Genomic DNA, 14,817 nt, shown 5'->3' with positions numbered 1-14,817 from the left:
TTTTTTCCAGATTAAGAGTAATAATTCCGTCTGTCGGCATGGTACACCGGGACGGTAAGCAGACAAAATTCTGCGTCTGAATTCAGCATTCGCCGTCAAAAGCGACTACGTTAAGCTGTGTCCTGTTATTGCAGCTACATGCCATATGCAAAGGAGTATTCATGAAACAAACAGTCTATACCGCCAGCCCTGAGAGTCAGCAAATTCACGTCTGGAGCCTGAACCACGAAGGGACGCTGACGCTGGTGCAGGTCGTGGATGTGCCCGGTCAGGTTCAGCCGATGGTGGTCAGTCCGGATAAACGCTACCTCTATGTCGGCGTGCGCCCGGAGTTTCGTGTCCTGGCGTATCGTATTGCGCCGGATGATGGCGCGCTGACGTTTGCCGCCGAATCCGCCCTGCCGGGTAGCCCGACCCATATTTCTACCGATCATCATGGTCGTTTTGTCTTTGTCGGATCGTATAACGCCGGTAATGTCAGCGTGACGCGCTTACAGGATGGCCTGCCGGTTGAGCTGGTGGATGTGGTGGAAGGGCTGGACGGCTGCCACTCGGCAAATATTACGCCGGATAACCGTACCCTGTGGGTGCCTGCGCTAAAACAGGATCGCATTTGTCTGTTTACGCTAAGCGATGACGGCCATCTGGTGGCCCAGGAGCCGGCGGAAGTAAATACAGTTGAAGGGGCAGGCCCGCGTCATATGGTCTTCCACCCGAATCGACAATATGCGTATTGCGTCAATGAACTGAACAGTTCGGTGGATGTCTGGCAGCTTAAAAATCCGCATGGCGAGATAGAGTGCGTACAAACCCTGGATATGATGCCCGCCGATTTTTCCGATACCCGCTGGGCGGCGGATATTCATATTACGCCGGATGGACGGCATCTGTATGCCTGTGACCGCACCGCCAGTCTGATTACCGTCTTTAGTGTCTCCGAAGATGGCAGCGTACTGAGCGTTGAAGGCTTCCAGCCGACGGAAGCCCAACCGCGCGGCTTTAATATCGACAACAGCGGGAAATACCTGATTGCTGCGGGTCAAAAATCACATCATATCGCGGTCTATGAAATTACGGGCACTCAGGGGTTGCTGACGGAAAAAGGCCGTTATGCCGTCGGCCAGGGGCCAATGTGGGTTGTGGTGAACGCGTACTAAAGCGCTGTGTGCCGGAGGGCGGCGGGCTGGAGCTCACCAGGGCAGGATGCCTGATTAATTTCAATAAACATCGCTTGCAGTAAAACCACGGGCCGCCACATCTGCTGCGGCGGCCCGTTTATAAGCCTGAACCGGAACGGCGATTACTGCTTAGGTTCCGTCACTACTTTACTGCCTACACCGCGGTTGTTGTATTCCCACATGCGGTTGTAGTTCGTGTCGTTCAGATTACGCTGCACCTCGTCTTTGTCATCCACGGTTCCCGTATTTCCGGCAAACGGACGTTTCGAGATGACCGCGTCGGCCCACGGTTTGGCAACGTTGAAGCCCTCGTTAATCACGCTGTCGCGGATCACTACCTGACCGTTGGTGTTGGCGTCGACATCCAGCGAGCGGCCAAGCTGCGCAACGCCATCGCCGGAGGCGTTAAAGCGGCTGTTGATCGCCAAAAAGCCATAGTAAATATTGGACAGCGTCGCCGGGGCGAAGACGTAGGCTTCCTGCTGTGTGCGGGAGTTGACGACCTGGAAGTTGGTGTTATCGAACACCACGGCGCCGCGTCCGGACACCATATCCACATCGCCTTCAATATAGCTGTTTGTCACCAGCGTACGCGGCTGACGATCGGTTTGCAGACGGTTCTGCACGCCGCTGTTGGTCACAAAGAAGGTGTTCTGGCGGCCAAGGATATTGACCTTGTTAATCTGGACTTTGTCGCCATCGGTACGCAGCGCTATCGCCGGATGGTTTCCGGCATCGACGCTGTCGCCCAGCGTGTTCTCGATGGTCAGATTTTGTAGCTGCAGACCGTTATTCTGCGACCAGAACGCGGCAGAACACATCACACCGATCGTCGCGGCGTGTTTGCTTTGGCAGTTATCGAACATATACCAGGCGGGTTTACCAGGCATATATTTCCCGCCGGGATTCACCGCGCGGCGCCAGTCAGCGACACTCATTTCACCATCAATCGCCATCCCAATTTTCACATCGATCGGTTTTTCACCGGTCCCGTACAGGGTCAGACTTCCCGGCGCGGCGGGAACATACACGGTCCCCTGATAGTCGCCCGGCATAATAGCAATGTACTGGCGTTTGTTCGTGCGTTTAACCATTGCCGCATCGACCGCGGCCTGAATTGAGGTGTGCGTAACGCCTGGCGTACCCGCCGGCCCCACCACAAAGTCAGGCTGTGCGGGCAGGGTAATCGGCGACGGCGACCACGGGGCGGTATTCGGTGTCAGGGAGGCAAAATAGCGCGCCGCAACGAAGTTTTTCGCTTCATTTGCCGACAGAATGGGGCGCGAGGCGGTGCCAGGCGCGGTTTGATCGGAAGGGATCTGATCGGGTGGCGTAGAGCTACAGGCGCTCAGCGTCACGCCAAAAGCCAGTGCCAGCGCCAGACGGGAAACCGATAATGTATTCACAGGTTGCTCCGGGCTTGAAAAAGTTAAATGACATCCATTGAAGCCTGCTTTTTTATACTAAGTTGAACGAAACGGGAAGGCGAAAAGGTAAAAAGTTCCTTTTCAGGCCGGAAACACCTGTAGCATCAGATAGTTTTATCACAATTAAGCAACAACTTTCGCGCTTTGAGTTGACAATCCGGAGCAGAAAGAAAATAAATGTCTATACAACTCATGACAGGCAAGAGAGCGACAGGAATGCGGCAACTTTTACCGGGCGATACTGTCTGGCGAAACATCAGGCTGGCGACAATGGACCCGCAGCGGCAAGCCCCGTATGGGCTGGTGGATAACCAGGCGCTGATTGTACGCGAAGGGCATATTTGCGATATCGTGCCAGAGACGCAGCTTCCTGTCAGCGGGGACAATATCCATGATATGCAGGGACGACTGGTAACGCCGGGACTTATCGATTGCCACACGCATCTGGTGTTTGCCGGTAACCGCGCCGCAGAGTGGGAGCAGCGGCTTAACGGCGCGTCATACCAGCATATTAGCGCTCAGGGCGGCGGCATTAACGCGACGGTATCAGCAACCCGCGCCTGTGCGGAAGAGATGCTCTACCTGCTGGCGCGCGAACGCATGATGCGCCTTGCCAGCGAAGGCGTTACGCTGCTGGAGATTAAATCCGGCTATGGTCTGGAGCTGGCGACAGAAGAAAAGCTGTTGCGCGTCGCTGCAAAACTTGCTGCCGAAAACGCTATCGACATTAGCCCCACGCTACTTGCCGCTCATGCTACGCCAGCGGAGTATCGTGACGACCCGGACGGCTACATCACTCTGGTCTGCGAGACGATGATTCCGCAGCTCTGGCAAAAAGGGTTATTTGATGCGGTAGACCTCTTTTGCGAGAGCGTCGGTTTTAATGTGGCGCAGAGTGAGCGCGTGTTGCAGACGGCGAAGGCGTTAGGTATTCCCGTTAAAGGCCATGTTGAGCAGCTTTCGCTGTTGGGCGGCGCGCAGTTGGTGAGCCGTTATCAGGGCTTATCGGCGGATCATATCGAATATCTTGATGAAGCGGGCGTCGCGGCGATGCGTGACGGCGGTACTGTCGGCGTATTATTGCCCGGCGCGTTTTATTTTCTGCGCGAGACGCAGCGCCCGCCGGTAGAACTGCTGCGCCGCTATCAGGTGCCTGTCGCCGTCGCCAGCGATTTCAATCCCGGCACCAGCCCGTTTTGCAGTTTGCATCTGGCGATGAATATGGCCTGCGTACAGTTTGGTCTGACGCCGGAAGAGGCATGGGCGGGCGTTACGCGCCATGCCGCTCGTGCGCTGGGAAGACAGGCGACGCATGGGCAGCTCAGGGCCGGCTACCGGGCGGATTTTGTGGTGTGGGATGCTGAACAGCCGGTAGAGGTTGTGTATGAGCCGGGGCGTAATCCTTTATATCAGCGGGTATACAGAGGACAAATCTCATGACGCAATGGTATCCGGCTTCTCCGGCGCTCTGGCAGGGGCGCGATGACAGTATAGAAGCGCCGGATGCGCGGCGTCTGTTTCAGACCGTCACGCGCAGCGAGACCTTTTCCCCCGAAAACTGGCAGCAAAAGATCGCGTTAATGGGATTTGCCTGCGACGAGGGGGTAAAACGCAATGCAGGGCGTCCCGGCGCGGCAGGCGCCCCGGATGCGTTGCGTAAAGCGCTGGCGAATATGGCCAGCCATCAGGGACATGAACGGCTAGTGGATTTAGGCAATTGGGTTGCGCCTACGCCCGATCTGGAAGGCGCGCAGCAGGCCTTGCGCGATGCGGTAAGCCGCTGTCTGCGGGCCGGGATGCGCACGCTGGTACTGGGCGGCGGGCATGAAACCGCGTTTGGACACGGCGCGGGGGTGCTGGACGCGTTTGCGCAGGAAAGCGTAGGGATCATTAATCTTGATGCGCATCTGGATCTCCGTCAGACCGACCGGGCAACATCCGGGACGCCGTTTCGTCAACTGGCGCAGCTATGCGACGCGCAGAGCCGCGCGTTTCATTATGCCTGTTTCGGCGTGAGCCGTGCGGCGAATACGCAGGCGTTGTGGCGGGAAGCGCAGTGGCGGAATGTTACCGTGGTGGAGGATCTGGACTGCCATGACGCGCTGGCGCAGATGTCGCAGTTTATCGACAAGGTGGATAAAATTTATCTGACTATCGATCTCGACGTATTGCCTGTCTGGGAAATGCCGGCCGTCTCCGCTCCCGCAGCGCTGGGCGTGCCGCTGATACAGGTTCTGCGTTTAATTGAGCCGGTTTGCCGCAGCGGAAAATTACAGGCGGCGGATCTGGTTGAGTTTAATCCACGCTTTGATGACGATGGCGCAGCGGCGCGCGTGGCGGCGCGGCTTGGCTGGCAAATCGCGCACTGGTGGCGTTAATCTGTCATCCGGAAAACACTCTCCGCATAAGGAAGGCTTCACGCATGTATTCATCCCGCTCCCGTTCTGCGCCTGCGCCTTTTTACGAAACGGTGAAACAGGACATCTGTAAAAAAATAGCCGGCGGCGTCTGGCAGCCGCACGATCGCATTCCGTCGGAAGCTGAACTGGTCGCTCAGTATGGCTTTAGCCGAATGACCATCAACCGGGCGCTGCGTGAGCTGACGGATGAAGGGTGGCTGGTGCGTTTACAGGGCGTGGGGACGTTTGTCGCCGAACCGAAAGGCCAGTCCGCGCTGTTTGAAGTCCGCAGTATCGCCGAGGAGATTGCCGCCCGCCGTCATCAGCATCGTTGTGAGGTGCTCACGCTGGAGCGCGTGCGGGCAAACGCCATCCAGGCCAGCGCTCTCAACGTCAATGAGAGCGATGTCATTTTCCATTCCATCATGGTGCATTATGAAAACGATCTGCCGGTACAAATTGAAGATCGCTGCGTGAATGCGGATATTGCCGTGGATTACTTGACGCAGGATTACAGTCAGACCACGCCGCACGCTTATTTGTCGCGGATCGCGCCGCTAACGGAAGGGGAACATATTGTGGAGGCGGTGCGCGCCACGGCGCAAGAGTGCGCGTGGTTAACTATCAAAGAGCATGAGCCTTGTCTGCTCATTCGTCGTACGACCTGGTCCGCGTCGCGGATTGTTTCTCACGCCCGTTTACTTTTCCCCGGGTCGCGCTACCGGCTACAGGGACGATTTATCTCCTGAGCGGGCCGCTGCCGGAAAACGTGATTGCTGACACAATATAACAAAATTGTATCATTTTTGTTAATTCTATTCTTGTGCTTACTTGTATAGACAAGTATATGTCTGATTCTTATCTGTGGGTCTGCGGCGGTGCCTGATAGTAGCGTTTTTGCGTTATTTGGCGATGGCAGACCGATAATAATGAGGAGTCATTGCTATGCCTGAAAGCAAGTATCGTCAGCAGACTATCCGCGCGCCCCGAGGCACGGTATTAACGGCGAAAAGCTGGCTGACAGAAGCCCCGCTGCGGATGTTAATGAATAATCTCGATCCTGACGTGGCGGAAAATCCGCATGAGCTGGTGGTCTATGGCGGGATTGGTCGCGCCGCGCGCAACTGGGAATGCTATGACGCTATTGTTGATGCGCTCACCCGGCTGGAGGCGGACGAAACGTTGCTTATTCAGTCTGGCAAACCGGTCGGCGTATTTAAAACGCACGACAACGCGCCGCGGGTATTAATCGCCAACTCCAACCTGGTTCCCCACTGGGCGACATGGGAACACTTTAACGAACTGGATGCGAAAGGGCTGGCGATGTACGGTCAAATGACGGCCGGAAGCTGGATCTATATCGGCAGCCAGGGAATCGTGCAGGGAACATACGAAACCTTTGTCGAGGCGGGGCGTCAGCACTATAACGGCACGCTGGCGGGACGCTGGGTGCTGACTGCCGGGCTGGGCGGCATGGGCGGCGCGCAACCGCTAGCCGCGACGCTGGCCGGAGCGTGTTCGCTGACGATTGAATGCCAGCAAAGCCGTATCGATTTTCGTCTGCGTACTCGTTACGTGGATGAGCAGGCCGCCACGCTGGATGACGCGCTGGCCCGCATTACGCGCTACACCCGCGAGGGGAAAGCCGTGTCCGTCGCCCTGTGCGCGAACGCGGCGGATATCCTGCCGGAACTGGTTAATCGCGGCGTGCGCCCGGACCTGGTGACCGATCAGACCAGCGCCCACGATCCGCTACATGGCTATTTACCCTCCGGCTGGCGCTGGGAGGAGTATCAGAAAAACGCGCAATCCGATCCCCACGGGACGATGCAGGCAGCGAAACGTTCCATGGCGGCGCATGTTCGGGCGATGCTGGCGTTCAGTAAAATGGGCGTGCCGACCTTTGACTATGGCAACAATATTCGTCAGATGGCGAAAGAGATGGGGGTGGAAAACGCCTTTGATTTTCCGGGATTTGTGCCAGCCTATATTCGTCCGCTGTTCTGTCGAGGGATCGGGCCGTTTCGCTGGGTGGCGCTGTCCGGCGATCCGCAGGATATCTATAAAACCGATGCCAAAGTCAAAGAGATAGTGGCTGAGGATAAACATCTGCATCACTGGCTGGATATGGCGCGCGAGCGCATTCATTTTCAGGGGTTACCGGCGCGTATCTGCTGGGTAGGCCTGGAGTGGCGGCAAAAACTGGGGCTGGCGTTCAACGAAATGGTGCGTTGCGGCGAGGTATCCGCGCCCATTGTGATTGGCCGCGATCACCTGGATTCCGGCTCTGTCGCCAGCCCTAACCGTGAAACCGAAGCGATGCGCGACGGTTCCGACGCGGTTTCCGACTGGCCGCTGTTAAATGCGTTGCTGAATACCGCCAGCGGGGCGACATGGGTATCGCTCCATCATGGCGGCGGGGTGGGAATGGGGTTTTCGCAACACGCCGGTATGGTGATTGTCTGTGATGGCACTGACGAGGCCGCCGCGCGTATTCGCCGCGTGTTACACAACGATCCGGCGACGGGCGTCATGCGCCATGCCGATGCCGGATATGATCTCGCGGTGGAATGCGCTGTTGAGCAAGGTCTGAATTTACCGATGGTTGCGGCGACGCAGGGGAAAGGCTGATATGAACACCATGACACTCACTCCGGGGCAGTTAAGCCTCTCTCAACTGTACGATGTCTGGCGTCATCCGGTACAGCTTCGGCTGGACGCCAGCGCCATTGACGGCATTAACGCCAGCGTCGCGTGCGTCAATGATATCGTTGCCGAAGGGCGTACCGCCTACGGCATCAACACCGGTTTCGGCCTGCTGGCGCAGACGCGCATCGCTGATGAAGACTTGCAAAATCTACAGCGATCGTTGGTGTTGTCTCACGCCGCGGGCGTAGGCGACCCACTGGATGACGCGATGGTGCGTCTGATTATGGTATTGAAAATCAATAGCCTGGCGCGCGGGTTTTCCGGGATTCGGTTGAGCGTGATAGAGGCGCTCATCGCTCTGGTGAATGCCGGCGTGTATCCGCTGATTCCGGCAAAAGGCTCGGTTGGCGCGTCGGGCGACTTAGCGCCGCTGGCGCATCTGTCGCTGACGCTGCTTGGCGAAGGAAAAGCGCGCTGGCAGGGCGAATGGCTTCCGGCGCAGACGGCGCTAAAAAAGGCCGGACTGGAGCCTGTCGCGCTGGCGGCCAAAGAGGGGCTGGCGCTGCTTAATGGCACCCAGGCATCAACGGCCTTCGCGCTGCGCGGTTTGTTTGAGGCACAGGAGTTATTTGCCTCCGCCGTTGTCTGCGGCGCGCTGACTACCGAAGCCGTACTGGGATCGCGCCGTCCTTTTGATGCGCGCATTCATGCCGCGCGCGGACAACAGGGGCAAATTGACGTCGCGCGGTTGTTCCGGCACCTGCTGACCGATACCAGCGCCATTGCTGAATCACATCACCACTGTCATAAAGTTCAGGACCCGTATTCCCTTCGCTGCCAGCCGCAGGTAATGGGCGCTTGTCTGACCCAGTTACGTCAGACGAAAGAGGTACTGCTGGCTGAGGCCAACGCGGTATCCGATAATCCGCTGGTCTTTGCCGATGCGGGGGAGGTGATCTCCGGCGGTAACTTCCATGCTGAACCGGTTGCCATGGCGGCGGATAATCTGGCGCTGGCGATAGCGGAAATCGGCGCGCTATCGGAGCGGCGCATCGCGCTGATGATGGATAAACATATGTCGCAGTTACCGCCGTTCCTGGTGAAAAATGGCGGCGTTAATTCCGGTTTTATGATTGCCCAGGTCACCGCCGCGGCGCTCGCCAGCGAGAATAAAGCGCTGGCGCACCCGCACAGCGTGGATAGCCTGCCGACCTCGGCGAATCAGGAAGATCATGTCTCAATGGCCCCGGCGGCAGGGCGGCGACTCTGGGAAATGGCGGCGAATACCCGCGGCATCATTGCCGTGGAGTGGCTGGCGGCCTGTCAGGGGATAGATTTACGGGAAGGGTTAACCTCCAGCCCGTTACTGGAACAGGCGCGGCAGACACTGCGCGAGCGGGTGGCGCACTATACGCAGGATCGTTTTTTCGCACCCGATATTGAGTGTGCGACGGCGCTGCTGGCGCAAGGCGCGTTACAGCGTCTGGTGCCGGACTTTATGTGAATGCTGCCGGATGGCGCGGCGCGTATTCGGCTTACCCAACCCGTTGGCAGGATAAGACGTTTACGCCGCCATCCGGCACAGCGTTTAACTGAACATCGCCGTGATCGAGGCGCTGGCGAGCGAATGGAAATGCACGTTAAAGCCGACCATCGCGCCGCTGGCGTCTTCATCAACGTCAAGACGCTCGACGTCCAGCGCGTGAACCGTAAAGATATAGCGGTGCGTTTCCCCTTTAGGCGGCGCCGCGCCGCCGTAGCCCGCTTTACCGAAATCGGTACGCGTCTGAATGACGCCGTCTGGTACGGCCACCAGGCCTGAGCCGAACCCCTGGGTCAGTACGCGCGTATCCGCCGGGAGGTTCACCACCACCCAGTGCCACCAGCCGGAGCCGGTCGGCGCGTCGGGATCGTAACAGGTCACGACAAAACTTTTGGTGCCCATCGGCACGTCGTCCCAGGCCAGATGCGGCGAAATATTATCGCCATCATAGCCCATACCGTTAAAAACGTGGCGATGAGGAAGTTTATCTCCATCGCGCAAATCGTTGCTGATAAGTTTCATGCGCTCTCCTTTTGACTCACCAGAAGTGTAGCCAGAAGCAGCATCGCTTACCGCTGATTAATGGCTAAAAAATGTTTCATTGTGTACCGCGTCATTGACCGCCTGGGTCAAACGGCGCAGTTGATCCGGACGAATAATATAGGGCGGCATCAGGTAGATTAGCTTGCCGAACGGCCTGATCCAGACGCCTTGCCCGACGAAGAAGCGTTGAAGCGCCGCCATATTGACCGTGTGCGTGGTTTCAACCACCCCAATCGCGCCCAACACCCGCACATCCGCCACCCAGGGCGAACTTTGCGCGGGGGCTAACTCAGCGCGTAACTGAGACTCGATAGACGCCACCTGCTGACGCCATTCGCCGCTTTCCAGCAGCGTCAGGCTGGCGCAAGCGACGGCGCAGGCCAGCGGATTCCCCATAAACGTCGGGCCATGCATAAAACACCCCGCCTCGCCGTTGCTAATAGTCTCTGCAACCTGGCGTGTCGTGAGCGTTGCCGAGAGGGTCATGGTGCCGCCGGTTAACGCTTTGCCGAGACACAGAATATCCGGTGCGATCCCGGCATGCTCGCAGGCGAACAGTTTGCCGGTACGGCCAAACCCGGTGGCTATTTCATCGGCAATCAGCAGAATGCCTTCGCGATCGCACATGTTACGAATACGCCTGAGCCATTGTGGATGATATATGCGCATCCCGCCCGCGCCCTGAACGATAGGTTCCAGAATCACGGCGGCTATTTCATGACGATGCGCGGCCATCAGGCGGGCAAATGGCGCGATGTCGCTTTCATCCCATTCGCCATCCATCCGGCTTTGCGGCGCCGGCGCGAACAGATTTTCCGGCAGATAGCCTTTCCACAAGCTGTGCATGGAGTTATCCGGATCGCACACCGACATCGCGCCGAACGTGTCGCCATGATAACCGTGGCGAAACGTCAGAAAACGCTGACGCGATTCGCCGCGCGCCTGCCAGTATTGCAGCGCCATCTTCATGGCCACTTCTACCGACACCGAACCAGAGTCGGCCAGAAAGACACACTCCAGCGGCTCAGGCGTTATCGCGACCAGCTTACGGCACAGATTCACCGCAGGTGTATGGGTTATGCCGCCGAACATGACATGCGACATGGCGTCAATTTGCGCTTTCATCGCCGCGTTCAATTGCGGGTGGTTATAACCATGAATGGCCGCCCACCAGGAGGACATCCCCTCAATCAGGCGTTCGCCCGAGGCGAGAACCAGCTCGCAGCCTTCGGCCCGCTCAACGGGATATACCGGCAGCGGCGAGGTCATGGAAGTGTAAGGATGCCAAATATGGCGTTTATCGAAGGCCAGATCGTCCGTTGTCATAATCGACTTGTAAACCAAATTAAAAAGATTTAGGTTTACGAGTCTACACCATATCAAAAACAAACAACATATTTTGGAGAAGCCCGATGGCTCGCCACCCACGCTGGACACTGTCGCAAGTAACCGAATTATTTGAAAAACCACTGCTGGAATTGCTGTTTGAAGCGCAGCAAATTCATCGCCAGCATTTCGATCCGCAGCAGGTACAGGTTAGTACGCTGCTGTCGATCAAAACCGGCGCCTGCCCGGAGGATTGTAAATACTGCCCGCAGAGCTCGCGCTATAAAACCGGGCTGGAAGCCGAGCGTTTAATGGAGGTAGAGCAGGTACTGGACTCCGCCCGTAAAGCGAAAAACGCCGGTTCGACCCGCTTCTGTATGGGGGCGGCCTGGAAGAATCCACATGAACGCGATATGCCTTATCTGGAGAAGATCGTACAGGGCGTCAAAGCGATGGGGCTGGAAACCTGTATGACGCTCGGCATGTTGAACGAGAGCCAGGCGCAGCGTCTGGCTAACGCCGGGCTGGATTACTACAACCACAACCTCGATACCTCGCCGGAGTTTTACGGCAATATCATCACTACCCGTACCTATCAGGAGCGCCTCGACACGCTGGAAAAAGTCCGTGAAGCAGGGATTAAAGTGTGCTCCGGCGGCATTGTGGGTCTGGGCGAAACGGTTACCGATCGCGCCGGACTGTTGTTGCAGTTAGCGAACTTACCGACGCCGCCGGAAAGCGTACCAATCAACATGCTGGTGAAGGTGAAAGGCACACCGCTTGCGGATAACGATGACGTGGATGCGTTTGATTTTATTCGTACTATCGCCGTGGCGCGCATCATGATGCCGACCTCATACGTGCGTCTTTCCGCAGGACGTGAACAGATGAACGAGCAGACTCAGGCGATGTGCTTTATGGCCGGGGCGAACTCGATTTTCTATGGCTGCAAATTGTTAACTACGCCAAATCCGGCAGAGGACAAGGATCTGCAGTTATTCCGTAAGCTGGGGCTGAATCCGCAGCAGACCAGGGTGCTGGCGGGCGATAACGAGCAGCAGCAACGTCTGGAACAGACGCTGATGACGCCTGACACCGATGATTATTACAACGCGGCAGCCTTATGAGTTGGCAACAACGCGTCGACGATGCGCTGACGGCGCGTCGGGCGACGGATACGTTGCGCCGCCGCTATGTGGTATCGCAGGGTGCCGGACGCTGGCTGGTAGCGAACGGGCGACAGTATCTTAACTTCTCCAGCAATGATTACCTCGGCTTAAGTCAACATCCGCAGATTATTCGCGCCTGGCAACAGGCAGCGACGCGTTTTGGCGTCGGCAGCGGCGGGTCGGGTCATATCAGCGGTTATTCCGTGGCGCACCAGGCGTTAGAGGAGGAACTGGCGCAATGGTTAGGATATCCACGCGCGCTGCTGTTTATCTCTGGCTTTGCGGCGAATCAGGCGGTCATTACCGCCTTAATGAAAAAAAATGACCGGATTGTGGCCGACAGGTTGAGTCATGCTTCCCTGCTGGAAGCCGCTAATCTGAGTCCGGCGCAGCTTCGCCGCTTTATCCATAACGATACGCAGCATCTGTCGCGTTTACTGCAATCGCCCTGCGTGGGTCAGCAACTGGTGGTGACAGAAGGTGTATACAGCATGGACGGCGACAGCGCGCCGCTGGCGGAAATCCAGCACATTGCCCGCAGGCATCATGCCTGGCTGTTGGTTGATGATGCGCACGGCATCGGCGTGACTGGCGATGAGGGGCGGGGCACCTGCTGGCAACGGGGGGTGAAGCCTGAGTTGCTGGTGGTGACTTTCGGTAAGGGGTTTGGCGTCAGCGGCGCAGCGGTGCTCTGCTCGGAAAGCGTCGCGGATTATCTGCTGCAATTCGCCCGTCATCTGGTTTACAGCACCAGTATGCCGCCCGCCCAGGCGCAGGCGTTAAGCGCCTCGCTGGCGGTGATCCGTAGCGATGAAGGTGGTGAACGGCGCGAAAAACTCGCCGCTCTGGTTCAGCGCTTTCGGGCCGGCGTTAACGCGTCCCGATTTACGCTACTGAATGCCCATAGCGCCATCCAGCCGTTAATCGTGGGCGATAACAGCCGTGCATTGCGCCTGGCGGAGGCGCTGCGTCAACAAGGATGCTGGGCGACGGCGATTCGTCCGCCGACGGTGCCTGTCGGTACGGCGCGCCTGCGCTTAACGTTAACGCAGGCGCATGAAGCGTGCGATATAGACCGTCTGCTGGAGGTGCTGCATGGCGCAGGTGAATAAGCAGGCTATTGCGGCGGCGTTTGGCCGGGCCGCATCGCAATATGAACAGCACGCCTCTTTACAGCAACACAGCGCGGATGCGCTGCTGACGCTGTTGACAGGCCGCCAGTTTGCCAGTGTGTTGGACGCAGGCTGCGGCCCAGGGCGTATGAGTCGTTACTGGCGAGAGCGGGGGAGCGAAGTGACCGCCCTGGATCTTTCGCTGCCGATGCTGCAACAGGCTCGCGATCGTCAGGCGGCGCATCACTATTTGCTGGCGGATATCGAAGCGATTCCCCATGACGCCGAAGTTTTTGACCTGGCCTGGAGCAACCTGGCGGTCCAGTGGTGTGGCGATTTACGTGATGCGTTGAGCGAGTTGTATCGGGTTGTACGGCCCGGCGGCGTGGTGGCGTTTACCACCTTGTGCCAGGGGTCGTTGCCGGAGCTGCGTCAGGCATGGCAGGCCGTCGATAATCGCGCTCACGCGAATAGCTTTTTGCCGGAAGAGGCCATTGACCACGCGCTGCGCGGCTGGCGGGCGTCTCGTCATACTCAGGCGATGACATTGTGGTTTGAGGATGCCCTGAGCGCGATGCGCTCGCTCAAAGGCATTGGCGCCACCCATCTTCATGAAGGGCGGGAGTCGGATGTATTAACCCGCGCCCGGCTCAGACAGATTCAACTGGCATGGCCGCAGCGGCAGGGGAAATATCCGCTGACGTACCATCTTTTTATGGGAGTGATTGAACGTGACTAAACGCTATTTTGTGACCGGTACTGATACTGAAGTCGGTAAAACGGTTGCCAGTTGCGCCTTATTGCAGGCCGCAACGCAGTTAGGTTATCAAACCGTAGGCTATAAGCCCGTCGCTTCCGGCAGCGAAATGACAACCGACGGGCTACGCAATAGCGATGCCCTGGCCTTGCAGCGTAACAGCAGCCTGCCGCAACCTTATTCCGCTATCAATCCTTATACTTTTGCCGAGCCTACTTCTCCCCACATCGCTAGCGCCGACGAAGGCCGGGCGATAGACGCGGCGGTGTTATCACGCGGATTACGAACGCTGGAGGCGCAGGCAGACTGGGTGTTGACAGAAGGGGCGGGCGGCTGGTTTACACCGCTCTCTGCCACGCTGACGTTTGCCGACTGGGTACAGACGGAGCAGCTGCCGGTGATCCTGGTTGTTGGCGTCAAGCTGGGCTGTATTAATCACGCCATGCTGACGGCGCTGGCGGTAGAACAGGCCGGATTACCGCTTGTCGGATGGATAGCCAACGACATGCAGCCGCCAGGCGCGCGTCATGGTGAATATCTCGCGACGCTTCGTCGCGTCATACCGGCCCCGCTGTTAGGGGAAATCCCGTGGCTGGGCGTTTCTCCATCGCAGGCGGCGACAGGACAGTATCTGGACCTTAGCCCCCTGGAACGCGCTTGACCGCGCTTAAAAACCGCCTTCTTGCAGGATCAGACGATCCTGCTGTTCTTTCG

Annotated in this window: 13 protein-coding genes; 10 read left to right on the top strand and 3 right to left on the bottom strand. The window is 57.8% G+C overall.

Going from position 1 to position 14,817, the window contains the following annotated elements; translation table 11 throughout:
* Positions 1-161: 161 nt before the first annotated feature.
* Positions 162-1,157 carry a 6-phosphogluconolactonase gene (gene pgl, locus HU143_RS15245; protein ID WP_000815468.1) on the top strand — a complete coding sequence of 332 codons (996 nt, stop codon included), beginning with the start codon at positions 162-164 and terminating at the stop codon, positions 1,155-1,157.
* Between the two features lie 143 nt (positions 1,158-1,300).
* Here pgl and HU143_RS15240 read toward each other — a convergent pair whose 3' ends face one another.
* Positions 1,301-2,584, bottom strand: coding sequence for a putative acyl-CoA thioester hydrolase (locus HU143_RS15240; protein WP_023227197.1), 1,284 nt, complete (start codon positions 2,582-2,584; stop codon positions 1,301-1,303).
* A 237-nt stretch (positions 2,585-2,821) separates the two neighbouring features.
* Here HU143_RS15240 and hutI point away from each other — a divergent pair, with 237 nt between their 5' ends.
* From hutI to hutH, 5 genes are all read left to right on the top strand, one after another.
* Complete coding sequence (gene hutI / locus HU143_RS15235) at positions 2,822-4,045, top strand: imidazolonepropionase (protein ID WP_023227196.1); 1,224 nt, start codon at positions 2,822-2,824, stop codon at positions 4,043-4,045.
* The gene (hutG, locus tag HU143_RS15230) at positions 4,042-4,983 is read left to right on the top strand and encodes a formimidoylglutamase (protein ID WP_023227195.1); all 942 of its coding nucleotides are present in this window, start codon (positions 4,042-4,044) and stop codon (positions 4,981-4,983) included. Before hutI ends, hutG begins: the two co-directional genes overlap by 4 nt.
* A 44-nt stretch (positions 4,984-5,027) precedes the next feature.
* Positions 5,028-5,753, top strand: coding sequence for a histidine utilization repressor (locus HU143_RS15225; RefSeq protein ID WP_000287416.1), 726 nt, complete (start codon positions 5,028-5,030; stop codon positions 5,751-5,753).
* Positions 5,754-5,949: 196 nt separating this feature from the next.
* The gene (gene hutU, locus HU143_RS15220) at positions 5,950-7,635 is read left to right on the top strand and encodes a urocanate hydratase (RefSeq protein ID WP_001115209.1); all 1,686 of its coding nucleotides are present in this window, start codon (positions 5,950-5,952) and stop codon (positions 7,633-7,635) included.
* 1 nt (position 7,636) lies between these two features.
* Positions 7,637-9,157 carry a histidine ammonia-lyase gene (gene hutH / locus HU143_RS15215; RefSeq protein WP_001095242.1) on the top strand — a complete coding sequence of 507 codons (1,521 nt, stop codon included), beginning with the start codon at positions 7,637-7,639 and terminating at the stop codon, positions 9,155-9,157.
* An 84-nt stretch (positions 9,158-9,241) separates the two neighbouring features.
* On the opposite strand, the gene HU143_RS15210 is transcribed toward hutH, so the two are convergent.
* Both HU143_RS15210 and bioA read right to left on the bottom strand, forming a co-directional pair.
* Positions 9,242-9,718, bottom strand: a complete 477-nt coding sequence (locus HU143_RS15210) for a kinase inhibitor (RefSeq protein WP_000767403.1) — start codon at positions 9,716-9,718, stop codon at positions 9,242-9,244.
* Between the two features lie 57 nt (positions 9,719-9,775).
* Positions 9,776-11,065: an adenosylmethionine--8-amino-7-oxononanoate transaminase gene (bioA, locus tag HU143_RS15205; protein WP_000205515.1), complete on the bottom strand. Its 1,290-nt coding sequence runs from the start codon at positions 11,063-11,065 to the stop codon at positions 9,776-9,778.
* A gap of 86 nt (positions 11,066-11,151) precedes the next feature.
* On the opposite strand from bioA, the gene bioB reads away from it, so the two are divergent.
* From bioB to bioD, 4 genes are read left to right on the top strand one after another with little or no spacing between them, the layout of a single operon-like run.
* Positions 11,152-12,192 carry a biotin synthase BioB gene (gene bioB, locus HU143_RS15200; RefSeq protein WP_000090724.1) on the top strand — a complete coding sequence of 347 codons (1,041 nt, stop codon included), beginning with the start codon at positions 11,152-11,154 and terminating at the stop codon, positions 12,190-12,192.
* On the top strand, positions 12,189-13,346 hold the full coding sequence (gene bioF, locus HU143_RS15195; protein ID WP_000118941.1) for an 8-amino-7-oxononanoate synthase: 1,158 nt from the start codon (positions 12,189-12,191) through the stop codon (positions 13,344-13,346). Before bioB ends, bioF begins: the two co-directional genes overlap by 4 nt.
* Positions 13,330-14,085, top strand: a complete 756-nt coding sequence (gene bioC / locus HU143_RS15190) for a malonyl-ACP O-methyltransferase BioC (RefSeq protein WP_000079911.1) — start codon at positions 13,330-13,332, stop codon at positions 14,083-14,085. Before bioF ends, bioC begins: the two co-directional genes overlap by 17 nt.
* On the top strand, positions 14,078-14,764 hold the full coding sequence (gene bioD, locus HU143_RS15185) for a dethiobiotin synthase (RefSeq protein WP_000167219.1): 687 nt from the start codon (positions 14,078-14,080) through the stop codon (positions 14,762-14,764). The genes bioC and bioD overlap by 8 nt, the downstream gene beginning before the upstream one ends.
* Positions 14,765-14,817: the final 53 nt, after the last annotated feature.

Source organism: Salmonella sp. SJTUF14076 (genome assembly GCF_015534835.1).
Lineage (GTDB): Bacteria > Pseudomonadota > Gammaproteobacteria > Enterobacterales > Enterobacteriaceae > Salmonella > Salmonella enterica.
The sequence above is the reverse complement of the archived record's forward strand: the minus strand, read 5'-3'. Positions and strand labels throughout refer to the sequence as shown.

Excerpts from the sequence above, each read along its gene's own strand:
- pgl (WP_000815468.1), top strand. The coding sequence starts at position 162 with ATGAAACAAACAGTCTATACCGCCAGCCCTGAGAGTCAGCAAATTCAC.
- hutI (WP_023227196.1), top strand. The coding sequence starts at position 2,822 with ATGCGGCAACTTTTACCGGGCGATACTGTCTGGCGAAACATCAGGCTG.
- hutG (WP_023227195.1), top strand. The coding sequence starts at position 4,042 with ATGACGCAATGGTATCCGGCTTCTCCGGCGCTCTGGCAGGGGCGCGAT.
- HU143_RS15225 (WP_000287416.1), top strand. The coding sequence starts at position 5,028 with ATGTATTCATCCCGCTCCCGTTCTGCGCCTGCGCCTTTTTACGAAACG.
- hutU (WP_001115209.1), top strand. The coding sequence starts at position 5,950 with ATGCCTGAAAGCAAGTATCGTCAGCAGACTATCCGCGCGCCCCGAGGC.
- hutH (WP_001095242.1), top strand. The coding sequence starts at position 7,637 with ATGAACACCATGACACTCACTCCGGGGCAGTTAAGCCTCTCTCAACTG.
- HU143_RS15210 (WP_000767403.1), bottom strand. The coding sequence starts at position 9,718 with ATGAAACTTATCAGCAACGATTTGCGCGATGGAGATAAACTTCCTCAT.
- bioA (WP_000205515.1), bottom strand. The coding sequence starts at position 11,065 with ATGACAACGGACGATCTGGCCTTCGATAAACGCCATATTTGGCATCCT.
- bioB (WP_000090724.1), top strand. The coding sequence starts at position 11,152 with ATGGCTCGCCACCCACGCTGGACACTGTCGCAAGTAACCGAATTATTT.
- bioF (WP_000118941.1), top strand. The coding sequence starts at position 12,189 with ATGAGTTGGCAACAACGCGTCGACGATGCGCTGACGGCGCGTCGGGCG.
- bioC (WP_000079911.1), top strand. The coding sequence starts at position 13,330 with ATGGCGCAGGTGAATAAGCAGGCTATTGCGGCGGCGTTTGGCCGGGCC.